The following is a 17,414-nucleotide window of genomic DNA, read 5'->3' as shown; positions in this document are numbered from 1 at the left end:
AAGCTCACGGGACGCGGGACGTTTGTCAAATATTCACCATTCGGGGGGAAACTGCTTGGCGTGAGTATCAAGTTCCCCGGTGCCCCCATGCCGCTGCTGCGTAACCTTGCCGCCCTTGCGACCGCCCTGCTGATGACGGCTCCCGTCGTCGCCCTGGCGGCGACCAACGAGCCGATCAGCGTCAAGGTCAACATGGCGCGCATCCTCAGGATCAGCGCCCCGGCGGCGACGGTGATCATCGGCAACCCCGGCGTCGCCGACGTCACCATCCAGGATCCGCAGACGCTGGTGCTGACCGGCAAGAGCTACGGCTCGACCAACCTCATCGTGCTCGACAGCGCCGGCAATCCGGTGGCCGACACCATGGTGTCGGTGGTGCAGGCGACCGCCGACACCATCACCGTCTACAACGGCCAGGCGCGTACCACGCTCGCCTGCGACCCGGTCTGCCAGCCGACGATCACGCTGGGCGACGATGCGGCGTTCGCGGGCAGCGCCTATGCCTCCTCGACGCTGCTGCAGCAATCGGCGGGCAAATAATAGGGTTTGGTTAACCGCGTCGTAAGTCGCGGCAAATCCATCGGGCCCCCCTAACCTCCGATTAGCATTGCGGCCGCTATGCTCGGACGGTCGCCATTTTCGCCCGGTCCGATGCTGCTGCGCGCACTCTCCAAGACAAGGCCGTCCGCCGTCGTGCTTCACGCACTGCGGGCCTTTGCGCGCGACGAACGCGGCGTGACGGTGATCGAGTTCGGCATCCTCGCGATCCCGTTCTTCACCATCATCCTCGCCATCATCCAGACGGCGATCCTGTTCCTCACCAGCCAGGTGTTCGACAGCGCGCTGGAAGACGCCAGCCGCCGCATCCGCACCGGCCAGGCCCAGGGCTACTCGCTCGACGATTTCCGCAGCGTGCTGTGCGACGCGACGTTCAACCTGGTGGACTGCTCGCAGATCCAGCTCAAATCCGAGGTGCTGCCCGACTTCAGCACCGGCAGCTCGCCCCCTGTCGTGCAAAGCTGCGATTCCGCGACCTGCACCTGGACGATGACGCAGAGCTTCGATCCGGGGAAACGCCGCAACGTGATGCAGGTTTCGGCCTATTACCGCTACCCGCTGATCGTGGTGCTGCCCTACTTCAACCTCAAGAACCAGCCCGACAATTACCGCCTGTTGAGCGCGGTGCGGGTGTTCCGGAACGAGCCCTTCTGATGCGGATCTGGCTCAGGACTTTGCTGTCGCGGTTCAAACGCAGCGAGGATGGTGTGGCGGCGGTGGAGTTCGCGCTGATCACGCCGTTCCTCCTGGCGCTGTATTTCGGCTCGATGGAAGCCAGCGTGCTGTTCATGGCCGACAAGCGCATCAACTCGGTCTCGGCGACGCTGGGCGATCTGGTCTCGCAATGGGACCCCACCGACGGCAAGATTCCGACCGCGGCGCTGACCACCTATTTCGCCGCGGGCCCCAATATCCTGTCGCCCAACGACATCACCAGCCCCGACATCCTGTCGCCCTTCAAGACAAACGCGCTCAAGCAGGTGGTGTCGCTGATCTTCGTCAAGACCGACGGCACCACCAAGGTACTGTGGAGCAAGACCAGCGGCACGGGCGCGGTGGCGCGGACGGTCGGGAAGCCCTATGCGCCGCTCGACACCAGCTCGACCACCGACGTCATCGCCCGCGGCGGCTGCCTGGTGGTGGCGGAGTCGAGCTACACCTACAGGCCGCTGTTCGGGCAGGTGTTCACGACCACGTTCAACCTGGCGCACACCAACTATTTCATCCCGCGCTTCGGGGCGACGGGAGTGATCAATCTGGAGGACACGAGCCTGTCCACCACGGCGTGCACCTCCGGCAGCTAGCCGCAGAACGGCCACGGCGGCGGGCCGAAAAGCCGTTGCCGTTTCCCCCAAACCCTTTATAGCCATCGGCACTTTTCCGCGCCGAGGGTGGCCCATGACCGACACGCTGATTCCCGTTTTCGACCTCGGCGGCGTGTTCGTCGAATGGAATCCGATGTGGCTGTTCCGCAAGCTCTTCGACACCGAAGAGGAAGCGCAATGGTTCCACGACACCATCTGCACGCCGAGCTGGAACCTCGAATTCGACGCCGGCGACATCTTCTCGGAGGGGGTGGCGCGGCTGATCACGCGCTTTCCGAAATACTGGCGCGAGATCCAGGCGTTCGACCTCAGGTGGAAGGAAACCTGCGGCGCCTTCATCGACGGCACCATCGCGATCCACGACGAATTCATCGCGCAGGACATCCCGACCTTCGCCATCACCAATTTCTCGTGGGAGAAATGGGTGAGCTGCCTCGGCGAGTGGCCGTTCCTCGAGAAATTCGACGGCGTGGTGGTGAGCGGGCTCGAGCATCTGGTGAAGCCCGATCCGCGCATTTTCCGCGTGTTCTGCGAGCGCTATTCGCTGGCCCCGGGGGAATGCGTGTTCATCGACGACAGCGAGCCCAACGTCGTCGCCGCCCGCAAATTCGGCATGCACGCCCTCCACTTCCGGGACGCCGCCACGCTGCGCAAGGACCTGATCGGGCTCGGGCTGCCGCTGAAGGCGAAGTAGTTGGCGGATGGGCAGCGGCCGACTATAGTTGGCGCATGGTGACCCTGCCGATCAACATCAACGCCGAGTGGGACCCCGAGGCTGCGGTCTGGGTGGCGACCAGCGAGGATATCGCCGGGCTCGCCATCGAAGCCCCGACGCTGGAACGCCTGGTTGAGCGGCTGCCGGGCGTGATCGAGGATTTGATCGAGTTCAACCATCCCGAACTGGCGGGCTTGCACGACATTCCGTTCAAGGTGCACGCCTCGCGGCTGGAACATCTCGCCCGCGCCGTCTGATGGGCGGCTTCGGCAAGCTGCTGAAGAAGGCGCTGCTGGAGGCAGGCTGTTCGTTCGTCCGGCAGGGCAAGGGCGACCACGAAATCTGGTACAGCCCGATCTCGAACAGGCAGGTGACCGTCGACGATACCATGTCGCGGCACACGGCCAACGAAACACTCAAGCAGGCGGGCCTGCCGAAGCGCTTCTGACTATTTCGTGCCGTACATCCGGTCGCCGGCGTCGCCGAGGCCCGGCACGATATAGCCCTTCTCGTTGAGATGGCTGTCGATGGCGGCGGTGAAGATCGGCACGTCCGGATGGGCTTCGCTGAAATGCCTGATGCCCTCGGGCGCGGCCAGCAGGCAGAGGAAGCGCAGGTTGTTGGCGCCGCGCTCCTTGAGCTTGGTGACGGCCGCGACCGACGAATTGGCGGTCGCCAGCATCGGGTCGACGACGATGATCAGCCGGTTCTCGAGCTCGCTGGGCGCCTTGAAATAATACTCCACCGGCTGCAGCGTCTCGTGGTCGCGATAGATGCCGATATGGGCGACGCGCGCCGCCGGCACCAGGTCGAGCATGCCGTCGAGCAGGCCGTTGCCGGCGCGCAGGATCGAGGCGAACACCAGCTTCTTGCCCTTGATGGTCGGCGCATCCATGCGCTGCAGCGGGGTTTCGACCGGGATCATCTCGAGCTCGAGGTCGCGCGTCACCTCGTAGCACATCAGATGCGCGATCTCGCGCAGCAGCCGGCGGAAGCCGGCGATCGAGGTCTCCTTGTCGCGCATGATCGTCAGCTTGTGCTGGATCATGGGGTGATCGATGACGGTGACTTTGGCCATGAGAACCCCGGCGAGCGAGAGGAGCTACAGGAAGCTGCGCCCGTGACGGCCGGGCGGCAGGCCGAGCCAGTGAGCGACGCTTTCGCCAATATCCGCGAAGGTGGAGCGGATTCCAACCGTTCCCTGCGAGAGCTTTGGGGAAAAGCAGAGGATCGGCACCTGTTCGCGGGTATGGTCGGTGCCGACCCAGGTCGGATCGTTGCCGTGGTCGGCGGTGAGCACCAGCAGATCGTCGTCGCGCAGCCTGGCGATCAGCTCGGGCAGCCGCCGGTCGAAGGCTTCGAGCGCCTGGGCGTAGCCGGGCACGTCGCGCCGGTGGCCGTATTCCTGGTCGAAATCGACGAAATTGGTCATGACGAAATCGCCGTCGCGCGCCATGTCGAGCGCCTCCAGCGTGCGGTCGAACAGCACCATGTTGCCGGACGCCTTGATCTTGTGGGTGACGCCATGGCCGGCATAGATGTCGGAAATCTTGCCGATGGCGAACACCTGGCGGCCGGCGTCCTTGACCCGGTCGAGCAGCGTCGGCTCGGGCGGCGAGATGGCGAAGTCGCGGCGGTTGCCGGTGCGCTTGAAGGTCGCCGCGGTCTCGCCGACGAAGGGGCGGGCAATGACCCGGCCGATCATCAGCGGCGCGGTGAGCCTGAAGGCCGCCTCGCACACCTCGTACAGCCGGCTGAGGCCGAAATGGGTCTCATGCGCGGCGATCTGGAAGACGGAATCGATCGAGGTGTAGCAGATGGGCTTGCCGGTGCGGATCGACTCTTCGCCGAGCTCGGCGATGATCACGGTGCCCGAGGCATGCTTGTTGCCGAGGATGCCGGGCAGCCCGGCGTCGCGGATCAGCGCGTCGGTCAGCTCTTTGGGAAAGGCCGGCTCGGTCTGCGGGAAATAGCCCCAGGCGAAGGGCACCGGCACGCCGGCGATCTCCCAATGGCCGGAGGGCGTGTCCTTGCCCTTCGACACCTCGCGGCCGACGCCGAAGCGGCCGCCCCTGGGCGTGTCCGTCAGCCCCGGCGCCAGCGTGCCCGAGGCCAGCTTGCCGGCGGCGCCGAGGCCGAGCGCATCCAGATTGGGCAGATGCAGATCGTAGGTCTGGGCGATGTGCAGCAGCGTGTTGGCGCCGACGTCGGTATGGCCGTGGCCGTCGGTGTAGTCGGCGGCGTCGGGGGCGCTGCCGATGCCGAAGCTGTCGAGGACGCAAAGGATGGCGCGCGGCATCAGCCTGTCTCCGGTGGATCGATCCGCTCGGCGACGAGCGGGTGGGCCGGAGCGGCGTCGCCCAGCACATAGGCGGCAATGAGGCGGCGGCTGGCTTCGGCGGCCGTCGCGGCGTCGCGGGCGTGCAGGCGCGCCAGCGGCGTGCCGGGCGCCACCTTGGCGCCGAGGCCGAGCAGCCGGTCGAAGCCCACGGCGTGGTCGATGCTGTCGGTGGGCAGCCGCCGGCCGCCGCCGAGCGCCACCACCGCCATGCCGACGCCGCGCGTGTCGATGGCGCTGACGATGCCGGCGGCGGGCGCGGGCACGTCGACCACGATGGGGGCCGGCGCCAGATGCTGGTCCATGCGTTCGACGAAATCGGCCGGGCCGCCGAGCAGCGCCACCATCTCGGAGAAATGCGCCGCGGCCTTGCCGCTCCACAGCGCCACCTCGCAGGCCTTGCGCGCGTCGCCCTTGAAGCCGGTGAGCGCCAGCGCCGCCGCGCACAGATCCATGGTCACGTCGTAGAGGCGCGGATCGCGGTGCGCGCCGGTGAGGAAGTCGACGGCGTTGCGCACTTCGAGCGCATTGCCGGCGGCGCTCGCCAGCGGCTCGTTCATGTCGGTGATCAGCGCCCCGGTGCGGGTGCCGGCGCCGTTGGCCACCGCCACCAGGCTCTGCGCCAGCGCGCGCGACGCCTCCAGCGTCGGCATGAAGGCGCCCGAGCCGGTCTTGACGTCGAGGATCAGCGCGCCGAGGCCGGCGGCGAGCTTCTTCGACAGAATCGAGGCGGTGATCAGCGACACGTTCTCGACGGTGCCGGTGACGTCGCGGATCGAATAGAGGATCTTGTCGGCCGGCGCGAGGTCGGCGGTCTGGCCGATGATGGCGCAGCCCGCCTGCCTGGTCACCCTGCGGAACAGCTCGTTGTCGGGCTGCGTCTGGTAGCCGGGGATCGAGTCGAACTTGTCGAGCGTGCCGCCGGTGTGGCCGAGGCCGCGCCCCGAGATCATCGGCACATAGACGCCGCAGGCGGCGAGGATCGGCGCCAGCATCAGCGAAACGTTGTCGCCGACGCCGCCGGTCGAGTGCTTGTCGACCACCGGCCCGTCGAGCTCGGACCAGTCGAGCACCGTTCCAGAATCGCGCATCGCCTCGGTCAGCGCCACGCGCTCCTCGAGCGTCATGTCGCGGAAGAACACCGCCATGGCGAACGCCGCGGCCTGCGCGTGGGACACGCTGCCGGCCGTGAGCCCGGCGATGAACGCGCCGATCTCCTCCCGCGTCAGCACCCCGCCATCGCGCTTCCGGATGATGATTTCCTGCGGAAGAAACGTCATGGCGTTTCGTGAAGCCGGTGCACGCGGCCCCCACCCCCAGCCCCTCCCCGCAGGGGGGAGGGGGGCGACAGAAGCTCATCCCCGGAACGTGCGGCAAGATCTTTCAATCCGGTGCGGAGCTTGCGGCTCCTTGGCCCCCCTCCCCCTTGCGGGGAGGGGCCGGGGGTGGGGGCCAAAGGCACAACGCCCCCAAGGTACTCTCCCACCAGCGCCAGCACACCTTCGGCGTTGGCGACGATGTCGGCGTTCGACAACCGCAGGACGCGAAACCCTCGCGACTGCATATACGCATCCCGCCTCGCGTCCCGCCCGGCATCGTCATGCGATACGCCGTCGGCCTCGATCACCAGCCGCGCGTGATGGCAGGCAAAATCCGCGAAATACGGCCCGATCGGCACCTGCCGGCGAAAATGATAGCCCTGCTCGCGATAGGGCCGCAGCAAATTCCAAAGCCGGCGCTCGATGATGGTGGAGCTGGCGCGAAGTTCACGGGCGCGGGGCAGGCTCATGATCGCCCACCCGGTGCGTGCAGCCTCCACTCCGTAAGGGGGAGGAGAGACCGACTGCACCACCATGCAAGCGGCTCTATCGCCCCCCTCCCCCTTGCGGGGAGGGGCTGGGGGTGGGGGCCACAGCCACAACCCTCGAACGGGTCGACCGCAGCCGCGTCCTCACGCCCCATAGGGCACCCAGACGTTCTTCACCTGGGTGGCGCGGCGGAGGAAATAGTCGCCCTCGAACTTCGCCTTGTCGCTCAGGTCGTAATAGAGGCCGCGGCTGGTCCAGGTCTGCTTGAGGTTGCCCACGCTGGCTTTCTCGACCATCGTCGAAACCGCCGCATCCCCCGCGCACCAGAGCGCGTCGACGCCGTCGTGCTCGGCCAACGTTTTGGCCAGCGTTGCGGTCGCGCCGGTGACGATGTTGATCACACCGGCCGGCACGTCGGAGGTTTCGATCACCTGGTAGAGGTCGGTGACCGACAGCGGCGCCGGCTCGGACGGCACCAGCACCACCGGGTTGCCCATGGCGATGGCCGGGGCGAGCAGCGCGATCGAGCCGAGCAGCGGCCGCGACGGCGGCGCCAGGATGGCGAGCACCCCGATCGGCTCGACCATGGCCAGCGCGATGGTGCGGCTGGGCGGATTGTGCACGGCGCCATCGTATTTGTCGGCCCAGCCGGCAAAGGCGAACAGCCGTTCGACCGAGGCCGCCACTTCCTTGTGCGCCGAGGCGAGGCTCTCGCCGGTCTGGGCGCGCAGGCGGCGGGCGAACTCGTCGGCGCGATAGTCGAGGTTTTCGCCGAGGAAATACAGGATCTGCGCGCGGTTGTGCGCCGCTGTCGTGCCCCAGCCCAGCGCGGCGCGCGCCGCTTCCACGGCGTTGCGGATGTCCTTGCGGTTGCCCTCGCCGACCTCGCCCACCAGCTCGCCGCCGGGGCCGCGGATGGCGCGCGAATAGCCGCTGTCGGGCCGCGCCTGCTTGCCGCCGATATACATCTTGGCCGTCTGGTCGATGCCATCGTCGGCCTCGAGCATGCTGGTCGAGGTCGCCGCCTTCGCGGGCACGGCGCTGGGACCAGCCGGTTTCAGCGTCTTTTCCCAGCCGGCCTTGAGGTAGGCGGCCATGCCCTCCTTGCCGCCCTCGCGGCCGAAGCCCGATTCCTTGTAGCCGCCGAAGCCGACCGCCGCGTCGAAATTGTTGGTGCCGTTGATCCACACCACGCCCGCCTTGAGCTTCGGGGCGATGTCGAGGGCGAGGTTGATGTTCTCGCTCCAGATCGTCGCGGCGAGGCCGTAGCGCGTGTTGTTGGCGAGCGCCACCGCCTCCTCGGGCGTGCGGAAGCTCATCGCCACCAGCACCGGCCCGAAAATCTCCTCGGTGGCCACCGTATGCGCCGGCGACACATTGGTGATCAGCGTCGGGCGCAGGAAGCAGCCGCCGCCCTTGGGCAGGTCGATGTCGGGCTCGTACACCTGCCCGCCCTCGGCGGCGCCCTGCTTCACCAGGTCGCGCACCCGCGCCACCTGCACCGGCGCCACCAGCGCGCCGATATCCACCGCCTTGTCGAGCGGATCGCCGACACGGAGGCTCGCCATGCGCTTTTTCAGCTTGGCGATAAAACGCTCTTCTATACTTTCCTGGATCAGCAGCCGCGAGCCGGCGCAGCACACCTGCCCCTGGTTGAACCAGATGGCATCGACCAGCCCTTCGATGGCGCTGTCCACATCGGCGTCGTCGAAGACGATGTACGGGCTCTTGCCGCCGAGCTCGAGGCTCAGCCCCTTGCCGCTGCCTGCCGTGGCGGCGCGGATGATCTTGCCGACCTCGGTCGAGCCGGTGAAGGCGATCTTGTCGACATCTGGATGGTTGACGATGGCGGCGCCGGTGTCGCCCTGCCCGGTGACGATGTTGACCACGCCGGGAGGCAGCTTGGCCTTTTCGACGATCTCGGCGAACAGCAGCGCCGTGAGCGAGGTGAACTCGGCCGGCTTCAGCACCACCGTATTGCCCGCCGCCAGCGCCGGGGCGATCTTCCAGGCCAGCATCAGCAGCGGAAAATTCCACGGGATGATCTGGCCGCACACGCCATACGGCGCCATGCCGGGGAATTCGCGCTCGAAATGCTGCGCCCAGCCGGCGTGATGGTAGAAATGCCGCGCCACCAGCGGAATGTCGATGTCGCGGCTCTCGCGGATCGGCTTGCCGTTGTCGAGGCTTTCGAGCACGGCGAACAGGCGGGAATGCTTCTGCACCAGCCGGGCGATGGCGTAGAGATATTTGCCGCGCTCGTAGCCCGAGAGCGCCGCCCATTTCGGGAACGCCGCCCGCGCCGCCTTCACCGCCTTGTCGACATCGGCGGCGCTGCCGTCGGTGATCTCGGCCAGCACCTTGCCGGTCGCCGGATTGTCGGAGGCGAACAGCTTGCCGGGCTTGGTCCATCTGCCATTGATGAAATGGCCGAATTTATTGCCCTTGCTCGCGAGCCACGCCAGCGCCGGCTCCGGGCTCTCGGGGGCCGGACCGTAGTCGAGGCTCTGGAAGATTTCCGCGATCTTGTTCATGCCGGCGTCCCTCGCCCCATCCACATCGTCATTCCCGCGCAAGCGGGACTCCAGGCGGAGTTTTCGGACATCCGCGGGTCCAGTCCGGAGTCCCGCTTGCGCGGGAGCGACGTTGCGGGAAACTGCTCCCCACAGCGCCGACACTCACACCATCGGCATCCGATAATCCGCCGCGTAATGCCCGGTCAGATTGTGCTCGAGCTGCCGCTCGATGTCGGTCAGCAGGCTCGATGCACCGAAGCGGAACAGATGCGGCTGCAGCCAGTGCGTGCCCAGTTCTTCCTTCATCAACGCCATGTAGTCGAGCGCCGTTTTAGCCGCGCCGATGCCGCCGGCCGGCTTGTAGCCGATCTCGATGCCGGTCTCGTCGGCGAACCAGCGGATCATGCGGATCATGGCCAGCGACACCGGCAGCGTGGCGTTGACCTTTTCCTTGCCGGTCGAAGTCTTGATGAAGTCGGCGCCGGCCAGCATGCAGACCAGCGAGGCCTTCGCCACGTTGTTGAGCGTCGCCAGCTCGCCGGTGCCGAGGATGGTCTTCAGGTGCGCCTCGCCGCACGCCTTGCGGAACGCCCTGATCTGCTCGTAGAGCCCCTGCCAGTCGCCGGTCAGCACCATCTGGCGCTCGATGACGATGTCGATCTCCTTGGCGCCGGCGGCCACCGATTCCTCGATCTCGCGGATTTTCGTATCCACCGGCGCGAGGCCGTGCGGGAACGCCGTCGACACCGCCGCCACCGGAATGCCGCTCCCTTCGAGCGCGCGCACCGCCGTCGGCACGAAGGCGTGATAGACGCACACCGCCGCCGGCACGATGCGCAGCCCGGCGATGTCGTAGCCGTCGACGATCTCGTCGGTCAGCGGGTGACGCGCCTTGGCGCACAGGCGCTCGACGCGGCCGGGGGTATCGTCGGAATTGAGCGTGGTCAGATCCATCAGGGTGATGGCCTTGAGCAGCCAGGCGGCCTGCCACTCCTTCTTCACCGTGCGGCGGGTGCCGATGGTGGCGGCGCGGCGCTCCAGCGCCGAGCGGTTCATGCGCACCCGGCCGACCCAGTCGAGATCGAGCGGGAAGCCCGGATTGCGCGCTCCGGCATGGCCGATGGCGGCGGCCTTGGCCGGCTTGCCGGCCGGCAGCGGCGTATCGACGACCCTCAGAGTCATGGCTCCTCCTTCGCGCCGGTGGCGCGCCTCGCGCGGCGTTCAGCGGGACCAGGCCGCGCGGCGGTCCGCAGCAGTCGCGAGGACGGCGGAACGATACCAAAGATAGACGCCCCCCAGCAACATGGCGTCGCGGCGGGCGTCTATCTGCACTGCCGACGGCCTGAGGGCAGGGCCGCCGGCGCTTGCCGCAACAACGACGCTGCCCGTCCCCGGTTCCATGCTCATCTGGGCAGGTACTCGGGCCCGAAGGAATGCGGCAGCAGCTCGGCCACGGTCTGGCTGAGCGGGCTGCCCTCGACGCCGTGGCTGATCACCACCACGTCCTGGTCGGCGAATTCGCGGATGCGCTGGCGGCAGCCGCCGCAGGGCGTCACCGGCGCCCTGCCCGGCCCGGTCACGTAGAGGCGCCGGATGCGCCTGCCGCCGCCGGCGATCATGGCGGCGATGGCCGAGGCCTCGGCGCAATTGCCGATGGGATAGGCGGCGTTCTCGATGTTGCAGCCGGCATAGACGCGGCCGTCGTCGGCGAGGATGGCAGCGCCGACGGCAAAGCGCGAATACGGCGCATAGGCCCGCGCCCGCACCGCTTCGGCCGCGGCGAACAGCTCGGCGTCGCTCACCGCGCCCATGCTCATTTGCGCATGGCCTCGTCCGAAAGCCGGCGTCCACCTTTCGGGGCCATGCGTCAGCGCTCCTTGGTGTACGGCACGCCGCCGGCCTTGGGGCCGATGGCCTTGCCGATGAAGCCGGCGAGCAGCACGCAGGTGAGGATGTAGGGCAGCGCCTGGATGAACTGCACCGGGATCTGCCACGAGGTGCCCGGCAGCACCGCGCCCTGCAGGCGGATCTGCAGCGCGTCGAGGAAGCCGAAGAGCAGCGTTGCAAACATCGCCGGCACCGGCCGCCATTTGGCGAAGATCAGCGCGGCGAGCGCGATGAAGCCCTTGCCGGCGGTCATGTTGTTGATGAAGCCGTTGCCCTGGGCGATGGAGAAATAGGCGCCGGCAAGGCCGCACAGCACGCCGGTGATGATCAGGGCGCGATAGCGCAGCAGCGTCACCGAGATGCCGGCGGTGTCGACCGCCTTGGGGTTCTCGCCGACGGCGCGCAGGCGCAGCCCGAACCGCGTTCTATACAGCACCCAATAGGTCAGCGGCACGCACAGGAAGGCGAGATAGACCAGGATGTTGTGGCCCGACAGCAGCGTCGCATAGAGCGGCCCGACGATCGGCACCGAGTGGATCTGGTCGGCCCATGGCCAGTCGATGGCCTCGAAGCGGCCGCCGGGCGGCAGCGGCGGCGTGCGCCCGCCCTGGTGGAACCAGGCGAGCCCGAGCAGGCGCCGAAGGCGCCCGCCAGCATCTTGCCCTCGAGGCCGATGTCGAACACGCCCGAGCGCTCGGAATAGAGGCCGGCGAGGCAGGCGAACAGCAGCGGCGTCGTCAGGCGGACGGTGGCGGCGAGGGTCGAGACGATGATTTCGTAATCCATGCTCAGCTCTCGGTGCCGACGGTTTCGCGCGCCACGGCATCGGCCTTCTGGCGCGGCGAGTACAGCATGAACGCCGATTCGAGGCCCGGCCGCAGCAGGCCCTCCATGGCGCCGGTGAACATGATGACCAGCGCCTGGATGACGACGATCATGTCGCGGGTGATGGCCGGCATGTAGAATTGCAGGTCGAGCCCGCCCTGGTAGAGGGCACCGAACAGCACGGCCGCCAGCGCGATGCCGATGGGGTGGTTGCGTCCCATCAGCGCCACGGCGATGCCGACGAAGCCGTAGCCGGCGGTGACGTCGATGACGATGCGCGACTGCACGCCCAGCACTTCGTTGACCGCCACCATGCCGGCCAGCGCGCCCGAGATCATCATGACGATGATGATCATGCGGCTGTTGGAGATGCCGGCATAGAGCGAGGCCGACGGGCTGTGGCCCAAAGTGCGCAGCGCGTAGCCGAATTTGGTGCGCCAGATGAGGATGTAGACGCCGATCAGCGCGAGGATCGCGAAGATGATGGTCATGTTCAGCGGCGCCCCGCCGAACCAGGGGAAGAACTGGCGGAGCTGCGGAATCTTGCCCGCCGCCACGACATTGGCGGTCGAGGGCTCCTGCACGCCCACCGGCTTCAGCACGTAGACCAGCAGGTACGCCATCAGCGAGGAGGCGATGAAGTTGAACATGATGGTGGTGATCACCACGTGGCTGCCGCGCTTGGCCTGCAGGTAGCCCGGGATGAAGGCCCAGGCGGCGCCGACCGCCATCGAGGCGAGGATGGCCACCGGCAGCACCAGCCACCAGACGGTGTGGTCCATCAGGAAGCCCACGGCGATGGCGCCGAGGCTGGCGACATAGGCCTGGCCTTCGCCGCCGATATTGAACAGCCCGGCATGCGCCGCCACCGCGACGCAGAGGCCAGTGAACACGAAGCTGGTGGCGAAATGCAGGGTGAAGCCGACGCCCTCGCCATAGCCGAAGGCGCCGTTGATCATGATCGCCAGCGCCTGCAGCGGATTCTGGCCGATCAGCAGCACGAAGATCGAGAACACGATCAGCGCCAGCACCAGGTTGAGCACCGGCAGCAGCGCCACATCGGCCCAGCGCGGCAGCGGACGGCGTGCGCTCATGGCTGGTCTCCCCCGACGGCATGCGCCGGCCCCGCACCGGCGCCCGAGCGCGCCGCATGGCCGTCGGCGCCGATGCCGGCCATCATCAGGCCGAGTTCGCCTTCGGTGGCGGTGGCCGGGTCGGCCTCGCCGACGATCTTGCCGTCGAACATCACCAGGATGCGGTCGGAAAGCGAGCGGATCTCGTCGAGCTCGACGGAAACGAGCAGGATGGCCTTGCCGGCGTCGCGCATCTTGATGATCTGGTTGTGGATGAACTCGATGGCGCCGATGTCGACGCCGCGCGTCGGCTGGCCGACGATCAGCACCGAGGGGTCCTGCTCCATCTCGCGCGCCAGCACGATCTTCTGCTGGTTGCCGCCGGAGAAATTGGCGGTCTTGAGCCGCGGATTGGCCGGACGGACGTCGAATTTGTGCATCCGCTCCTCGGCCTGCCGGCGGGCGGCGGCGATATCGAGCAGCCCGCGGCCATAGGCCGGATCGTGCTGGTAGCCGAGGATGTTGTTCTCCCACTCCTCGAACTGTACCACCAGCCCTTCGGTCTGGCGGTCCTCGGGCACGTGGGCGAGGCCGGCGAGGCGGGCGCGGTGGGCGCCGTCGTCGCCCTCGAGCGACAGCACGTGGCCGTTGAGCACCACGTCGCCGGACAGCTGGTCGCGCATGCCGGCGATGGATTCGAGCAGCTCGGACTGGCCGTTGCCGGCAACGCCGGCGATGCCGACGATCTCGCCGGCCCTGACCGAAAAGCTCACATCCTTGACGCGCACCACCTTGAGGTCGTCGGCGACAACGAGGTTCTTGACCTCGAGCAGCGGCTTGCCCGGATGCGCCGAGCCCTTCTCGACGCGCAGCAGCACGCGGCGGCCGACCATCAGCTCGGCCAGCTTTTCGGGCGAGGTGTCCTTGGTCGGCATGGTGGCCACCATCTGGCCCTGCCGCATCACCGACACGAAATCGGTGATGGCCATGATCTCGCGCAGCTTGTGGGTGATCAGGATCACCGTCTTGCCCTGGTCGCGCAGCACGTTGAGCACGCGGAACAGATCGTCGGCCTCTTCCGGCGTCAACACGCCGGTGGGCTCGTCGAGGATCAGCGTATCGGCGCCGCGATACAGCGCCTTGAGGATTTCGACGCGCTGCTGCTGGCCCACCGAGACGTCCTGCACGATGGCGTCGGGGTCGACCGACAGGCCGTATTCGTCGGAGAGGCGCTTCAGCTCCTTGCGCGCCTTGCTCAGCGAGGAGGCGAGCAGCGCATTGTCCTCGGCGCCCAGGATGACGTTTTCGAGGATGGAGAAATTGTCGACCAGCATGAAGTGCTGGTGCACCATGCCGATGCCCAGCTGCAGCGCATGGCGGGAATCGGTGATGTGGGCGGGCTGGCCGTTGACCAGGATCTCGCCGCTGTCGGCGGTGTAGAAGCCGTAGAGGATCGACATCAGCGTCGACTTGCCGGCGCCGTTTTCACCGACGATGCCGTGGATGGTGCCGCGCCGGACCTTGAGGTCGATGTCGCGGTTGGCGCGCACCGGCCCGAAGCTCTTGTTGATGCCCCGGAGCTCGATGGCAAGGTCGGAAACAGCGCCCCCTTTGGAGGGGCGCTGCTCGGCATTGGATGAAGAGTGAGGCTGGCTCACGAACGACCGATCACGGGCACTGATTGTCGGTGTTGTAGTCGTGCACCTTGATGGTGCCGTCGGCGATGCCCTTGGCCGCCGCATCGACGGCGGCCTGCGCGTCGGGGGTGATCATCGACTTGTTGTTGTCGTCCATGGCGAGGCCGACGCCGTTCTCGGCGACGCCGAGCGAGACCACGCCCGGCTTGAAGCCGGCATCGCCGTCCTTGAAGGCGTTATAGACGGTGACGTCGACGCGCTTCAGCACCGAGGTCAGCACCGAGCCGGGCGCGATGTAGTTCTGGTTGCTGTCGACGCCGATCGACATCTTGCCGGCGTCCTTGGCCGCCTGGATCACGCCGAGGCCCGAGGCACCCGCCGCGGCGTAGACGATGTCGGCGCCCTTGTCGAAATCGGCCTTGGTCAGTTCGCCCGCGGTGGTCGGATCGTTCCAGGCCGCCGCCGTGGTGCCGGTGTAGTTCTCGAACACCTGGCCATCCTTGTTGGTGGCCATGAAGCCTTCCTTGTAGCCACAGAAGAAGTTGTGGATCAGCGGAATGTCCATGCCGCCGACGAAGCCGACCTTGCCGGTCTTGGAGGTCTTGGCGGCGAGCACGCCGGCCAGGTACGAGGCGTCGTTGGACTTATAGACCACCGACTGCACGTTGGGCTGGTCGACCACCGAGTCGATCTGCACGAAATGGATGTTGGGGAAGTCGGGCGCCACCTTGTTGAGGGTGTCGGCGAAGCTGAAGCCGGTCACCACGATCGGGCTGTAGCCGGCCTGGGCGAATTTGCGCACCGCCTGCTCGCGCTGGGCTTCGGCCTGGATCTCGAGATCGTGGTAGGTGCCGCCGGTCTCCTTCTTCCACTGCTCGGCGCCGTTGTAGGCCGCTTCGTTGAACGACTTATCGAACTTGCCGCCGAGGTCGTAGATCAGCGCCGGATCGGCCAAGGCCGCGCCGGCCAGCAGCGCCACCGCGCCAATACCCGCGGCCAGAGCACCGAGGTGCCGTTTGAAATCGATCATGAATGGTCTCCCTGGTTCGCGCCGGGAAGCGGCGGTGCCGCTGTCTCCTGTCCCCGCGCGTTGGCAGGGATACAAGCTTGCATTTACCCGCGCGGCAAGAGGGAAAACCTCAGTTTTTGAACGTTTGGTCAAAATCGGCGGAGGGCTCGGGCGGCGACAGCGCTGTCACGCCGGCGCCCATCTCGCGCCCGATCGATTCGAAGAAGCCGTCGATGACGCGCTGCGCCGAACGGCCGATCAGCGCCCGCCCGAGCCGCATGACGCCGCCATCGGCCTTGCCGGCGGCGGCGAAGACCAGCAGCGTGCCGCCCTCGGCATCGGCGAGGGTGATGTCGGCGGCGCCCTGCGCCAGCCCGAGCACGCCGCCGCGCCCGCGCCCCGCCAGCGTGTAGCTCTCGGCGGGGCGGACATTGCTCAGCGTCAGGTCGCCGGCGAACACCGGGCGCACGAGGCCGAGATGGACGCGGATCGACAGGTCGAGCGTGTGCGGCCCGGTCCAGGCGATGTATTCGCAGCCGGGAATCACGGCGCGCAGGATGTCGGTGTCGTTGAGGGCGCCCCAGACGTCCCCGCGCCTCGCCCCGAACAGATAGCGGCCGCCGAAATCCATGCCGCTCAGGGCCTCGCCATGCGTCTTTTTCGCACCATCCGGGCGAAAATAGTCACCGGCGGCCACCGGATCAATTGTCCGCTCCCCGAAGCGTCATAAATTAGGCCCGGGACCGCAGTCGGCTGCACGACGGAAAGTCCAGAGCGAGTAAGGCAGGGCGTGACCGCACGCACCGAAATGAGCGCTGCAACGGCCGATCCGGTCCGGTTCGACGACGCGATCGTGGCCATGGACATCGTCGATGCGATTCGGCGCGACCCGGCGCTGGCCGCCGGCGATGCCGCGGCGCAGGCCGACAATCTGCGCCGCCACTACCGCGGCGCCGGCATCGCCATCACCGACGCGGCCATCGCCACCGGGCTCGCGGCGGTCAACGACAACCGCTTCGGCCATGTGCCGAGGACCCGCGGCCCGCGCGCGGCGCTGGCGCGGCTCTATATCGAGCGGCGGCGCTGGCAGCCGGCGGCCACGGCGCTGGCGCTGCTCGTGGTGCTCGGGGTCGGCGGCTATTTCCTCGCCTACCGGCCGTATCGCGACGCCGTGGCGCGGCAGGCGCAGGTCGAGCTGAGCGAGACCATGCCGGCGCAGATGCAGGCGCTGTACCGGACCATCCACGAAGAGACCAAGGTGCAGCAGGCCGAGACCGAGGCGGTGACCATCCGCGACCGCGGCCAGGCCGCGGCCAAGGCCGGCAACCGCGCCGCCGCCGAGCAGGCGATCATCGACCTCACCAATCTGCGCGACACGCTGCGCGCCGAATACCAGCTCAAGATCGTCGACCGCGACGACAAATGGGGCTTCTGGACCTTCCCGCAGAGCAATTCGGAGGCCACCAACTACTATCTCGTGGTGCAGGCGGTGGACGCCAATGGCCGCATCCTGACGCTGCCGATCCGCGACGAGAACACCGGCCGCACCGAGCGCGTGTCGTCCTGGGGCGTGCGGGTGCCCGAGGAGGTGTACCGCGCCGTCGAGGCCGACAAGGACGACGACCAGGTGATCGAGCACAATCTGCTGGCGATCAAGGAATTCGGCTTCATCGACCCCAGCTATCTGGTGCAGACGCTGGGCGGGCAAGTGACGCGGTGGTGA

At 67.5% G+C, this 17,414-nt stretch carries 18 protein-coding genes and 1 pseudogene; 7 read left to right on the top strand and 12 right to left on the bottom strand.

All coding sequences use genetic code 11. From position 1 onward, the window contains the following. Positions 1–60: 60 nt before the first annotated feature. The 6 genes from BGO82_RS20605 (at position 61) to BGO82_RS20580 (ending at position 3,046) form a co-directional block, all read left to right on the top strand. A complete protein-coding gene (locus BGO82_RS20605; RefSeq protein WP_291307496.1) occupies positions 61–540 on the top strand; it encodes a pilus assembly protein N-terminal domain-containing protein in 480 nt (159 codons plus the stop codon). Between the two features lie 153 nt (positions 541–693). Further along, positions 694–1,212, top strand: a complete 519-nt coding sequence (locus BGO82_RS20600; RefSeq protein WP_291307495.1) for a TadE/TadG family type IV pilus assembly protein — start codon at positions 694–696, stop codon at positions 1,210–1,212. Next, positions 1,212–1,862: a TadE/TadG family type IV pilus assembly protein gene (locus tag BGO82_RS20595; protein ID WP_291307494.1), complete on the top strand. Its 651-nt coding sequence runs from the start codon at positions 1,212–1,214 to the stop codon at positions 1,860–1,862. Before BGO82_RS20600 ends, BGO82_RS20595 begins: the two co-directional genes overlap by 1 nt. A 94-nt stretch (positions 1,863–1,956) precedes the next feature. After that, positions 1,957–2,577 carry an HAD family phosphatase gene (locus tag BGO82_RS20590; RefSeq protein ID WP_291307493.1) on the top strand — a complete coding sequence of 207 codons (621 nt, stop codon included), beginning with the start codon at positions 1,957–1,959 and terminating at the stop codon, positions 2,575–2,577. 35 nt (positions 2,578–2,612) lie between these two features. After that, a complete protein-coding gene (locus BGO82_RS20585; protein WP_291307492.1) occupies positions 2,613–2,855 on the top strand; it encodes a DUF1902 domain-containing protein in 243 nt (80 codons plus the stop codon). Further along, positions 2,855–3,046: a type II toxin-antitoxin system HicA family toxin gene (locus tag BGO82_RS20580; RefSeq protein WP_291307491.1), complete on the top strand. Its 192-nt coding sequence runs from the start codon at positions 2,855–2,857 to the stop codon at positions 3,044–3,046. Before BGO82_RS20585 ends, BGO82_RS20580 begins: the two co-directional genes overlap by 1 nt. Here the strand turns inward: BGO82_RS20580 and upp are convergent, their stop codons facing one another. The 12 genes and pseudogenes from upp to BGO82_RS20520 all read right to left on the bottom strand — a co-directional run bounded on the left by upp (position 3,047) and on the right by BGO82_RS20520 (position 16,388). Continuing rightward, the gene (upp, locus tag BGO82_RS20575; RefSeq protein WP_291307490.1) at positions 3,047–3,676 is read right to left on the bottom strand and encodes a uracil phosphoribosyltransferase; all 630 of its coding nucleotides are present in this window, start codon (positions 3,674–3,676) and stop codon (positions 3,047–3,049) included. A gap of 24 nt (positions 3,677–3,700) precedes the next feature. Then, positions 3,701–4,897, bottom strand: a complete 1,197-nt coding sequence (locus BGO82_RS20570; RefSeq protein ID WP_291307489.1) for a phosphopentomutase — start codon at positions 4,895–4,897, stop codon at positions 3,701–3,703. Continuing rightward, a complete protein-coding gene (deoA, locus tag BGO82_RS20565) occupies positions 4,897–6,216 on the bottom strand; it encodes a thymidine phosphorylase (RefSeq protein ID WP_291307488.1) in 1,320 nt (439 codons plus the stop codon). The genes BGO82_RS20570 and deoA overlap by 1 nt, the downstream gene beginning before the upstream one ends. Next, positions 6,213–6,725 carry a DUF559 domain-containing protein gene (locus BGO82_RS20560; protein ID WP_291307487.1) on the bottom strand — a complete coding sequence of 171 codons (513 nt, stop codon included), beginning with the start codon at positions 6,723–6,725 and terminating at the stop codon, positions 6,213–6,215. The genes deoA and BGO82_RS20560 overlap by 4 nt, the downstream gene beginning before the upstream one ends. Before the next feature lie 162 nt (positions 6,726–6,887). Then, a complete protein-coding gene (locus tag BGO82_RS20555; RefSeq protein WP_291307486.1) occupies positions 6,888–9,278 on the bottom strand; it encodes an aldehyde dehydrogenase family protein in 2,391 nt (796 codons plus the stop codon). A gap of 144 nt (positions 9,279–9,422) precedes the next feature. Then, positions 9,423–10,442: a deoxyribose-phosphate aldolase gene (gene deoC / locus BGO82_RS20550; RefSeq protein ID WP_291307485.1), complete on the bottom strand. Its 1,020-nt coding sequence runs from the start codon at positions 10,440–10,442 to the stop codon at positions 9,423–9,425. A gap of 221 nt (positions 10,443–10,663) precedes the next feature. Continuing rightward, positions 10,664–11,071, bottom strand: a complete 408-nt coding sequence (locus tag BGO82_RS20545) for a cytidine deaminase (RefSeq protein ID WP_291307590.1) — start codon at positions 11,069–11,071, stop codon at positions 10,664–10,666. Between the two features lie 56 nt (positions 11,072–11,127). After that, a pseudogene (locus tag BGO82_RS20540) lies at positions 11,128–11,933 on the bottom strand (ABC transporter permease). Between the two features lie 2 nt (positions 11,934–11,935). Beyond that, complete coding sequence (locus BGO82_RS20535) at positions 11,936–13,066, bottom strand: ABC transporter permease (RefSeq protein WP_291307484.1); 1,131 nt, start codon at positions 13,064–13,066, stop codon at positions 11,936–11,938. Continuing rightward, positions 13,063–14,631, bottom strand: coding sequence for an ABC transporter ATP-binding protein (locus tag BGO82_RS20530; protein ID WP_291307589.1), 1,569 nt, complete (start codon positions 14,629–14,631; stop codon positions 13,063–13,065). The genes BGO82_RS20535 and BGO82_RS20530 overlap by 4 nt, the downstream gene beginning before the upstream one ends. 82 nt (positions 14,632–14,713) lie before the next feature. Then, positions 14,714–15,712 carry a BMP family ABC transporter substrate-binding protein gene (locus BGO82_RS20525; protein ID WP_291307483.1) on the bottom strand — a complete coding sequence of 333 codons (999 nt, stop codon included), beginning with the start codon at positions 15,710–15,712 and terminating at the stop codon, positions 14,714–14,716. 109 nt (positions 15,713–15,821) lie between these two features. Next, positions 15,822–16,388, bottom strand: coding sequence for an SRPBCC domain-containing protein (locus tag BGO82_RS20520; RefSeq protein ID WP_291307482.1), 567 nt, complete (start codon positions 16,386–16,388; stop codon positions 15,822–15,824). Between the two features lie 111 nt (positions 16,389–16,499). On the opposite strand from BGO82_RS20520, the gene BGO82_RS20515 reads away from it, so the two are divergent. Then, entirely contained in the window at positions 16,500–17,414 is a 915-nt protein-coding gene (locus BGO82_RS20515; RefSeq protein ID WP_291307481.1) for a DUF6384 family protein, read from the top strand.

The sequence above is a fragment of the Devosia sp. 67-54 genome (assembly GCF_001899075.1).
Taxonomy (GTDB): Bacteria; Pseudomonadota; Alphaproteobacteria; order Rhizobiales; family Devosiaceae; genus Devosia_A.
This window is presented reverse-complemented; position numbering and strand designations above follow the sequence as displayed.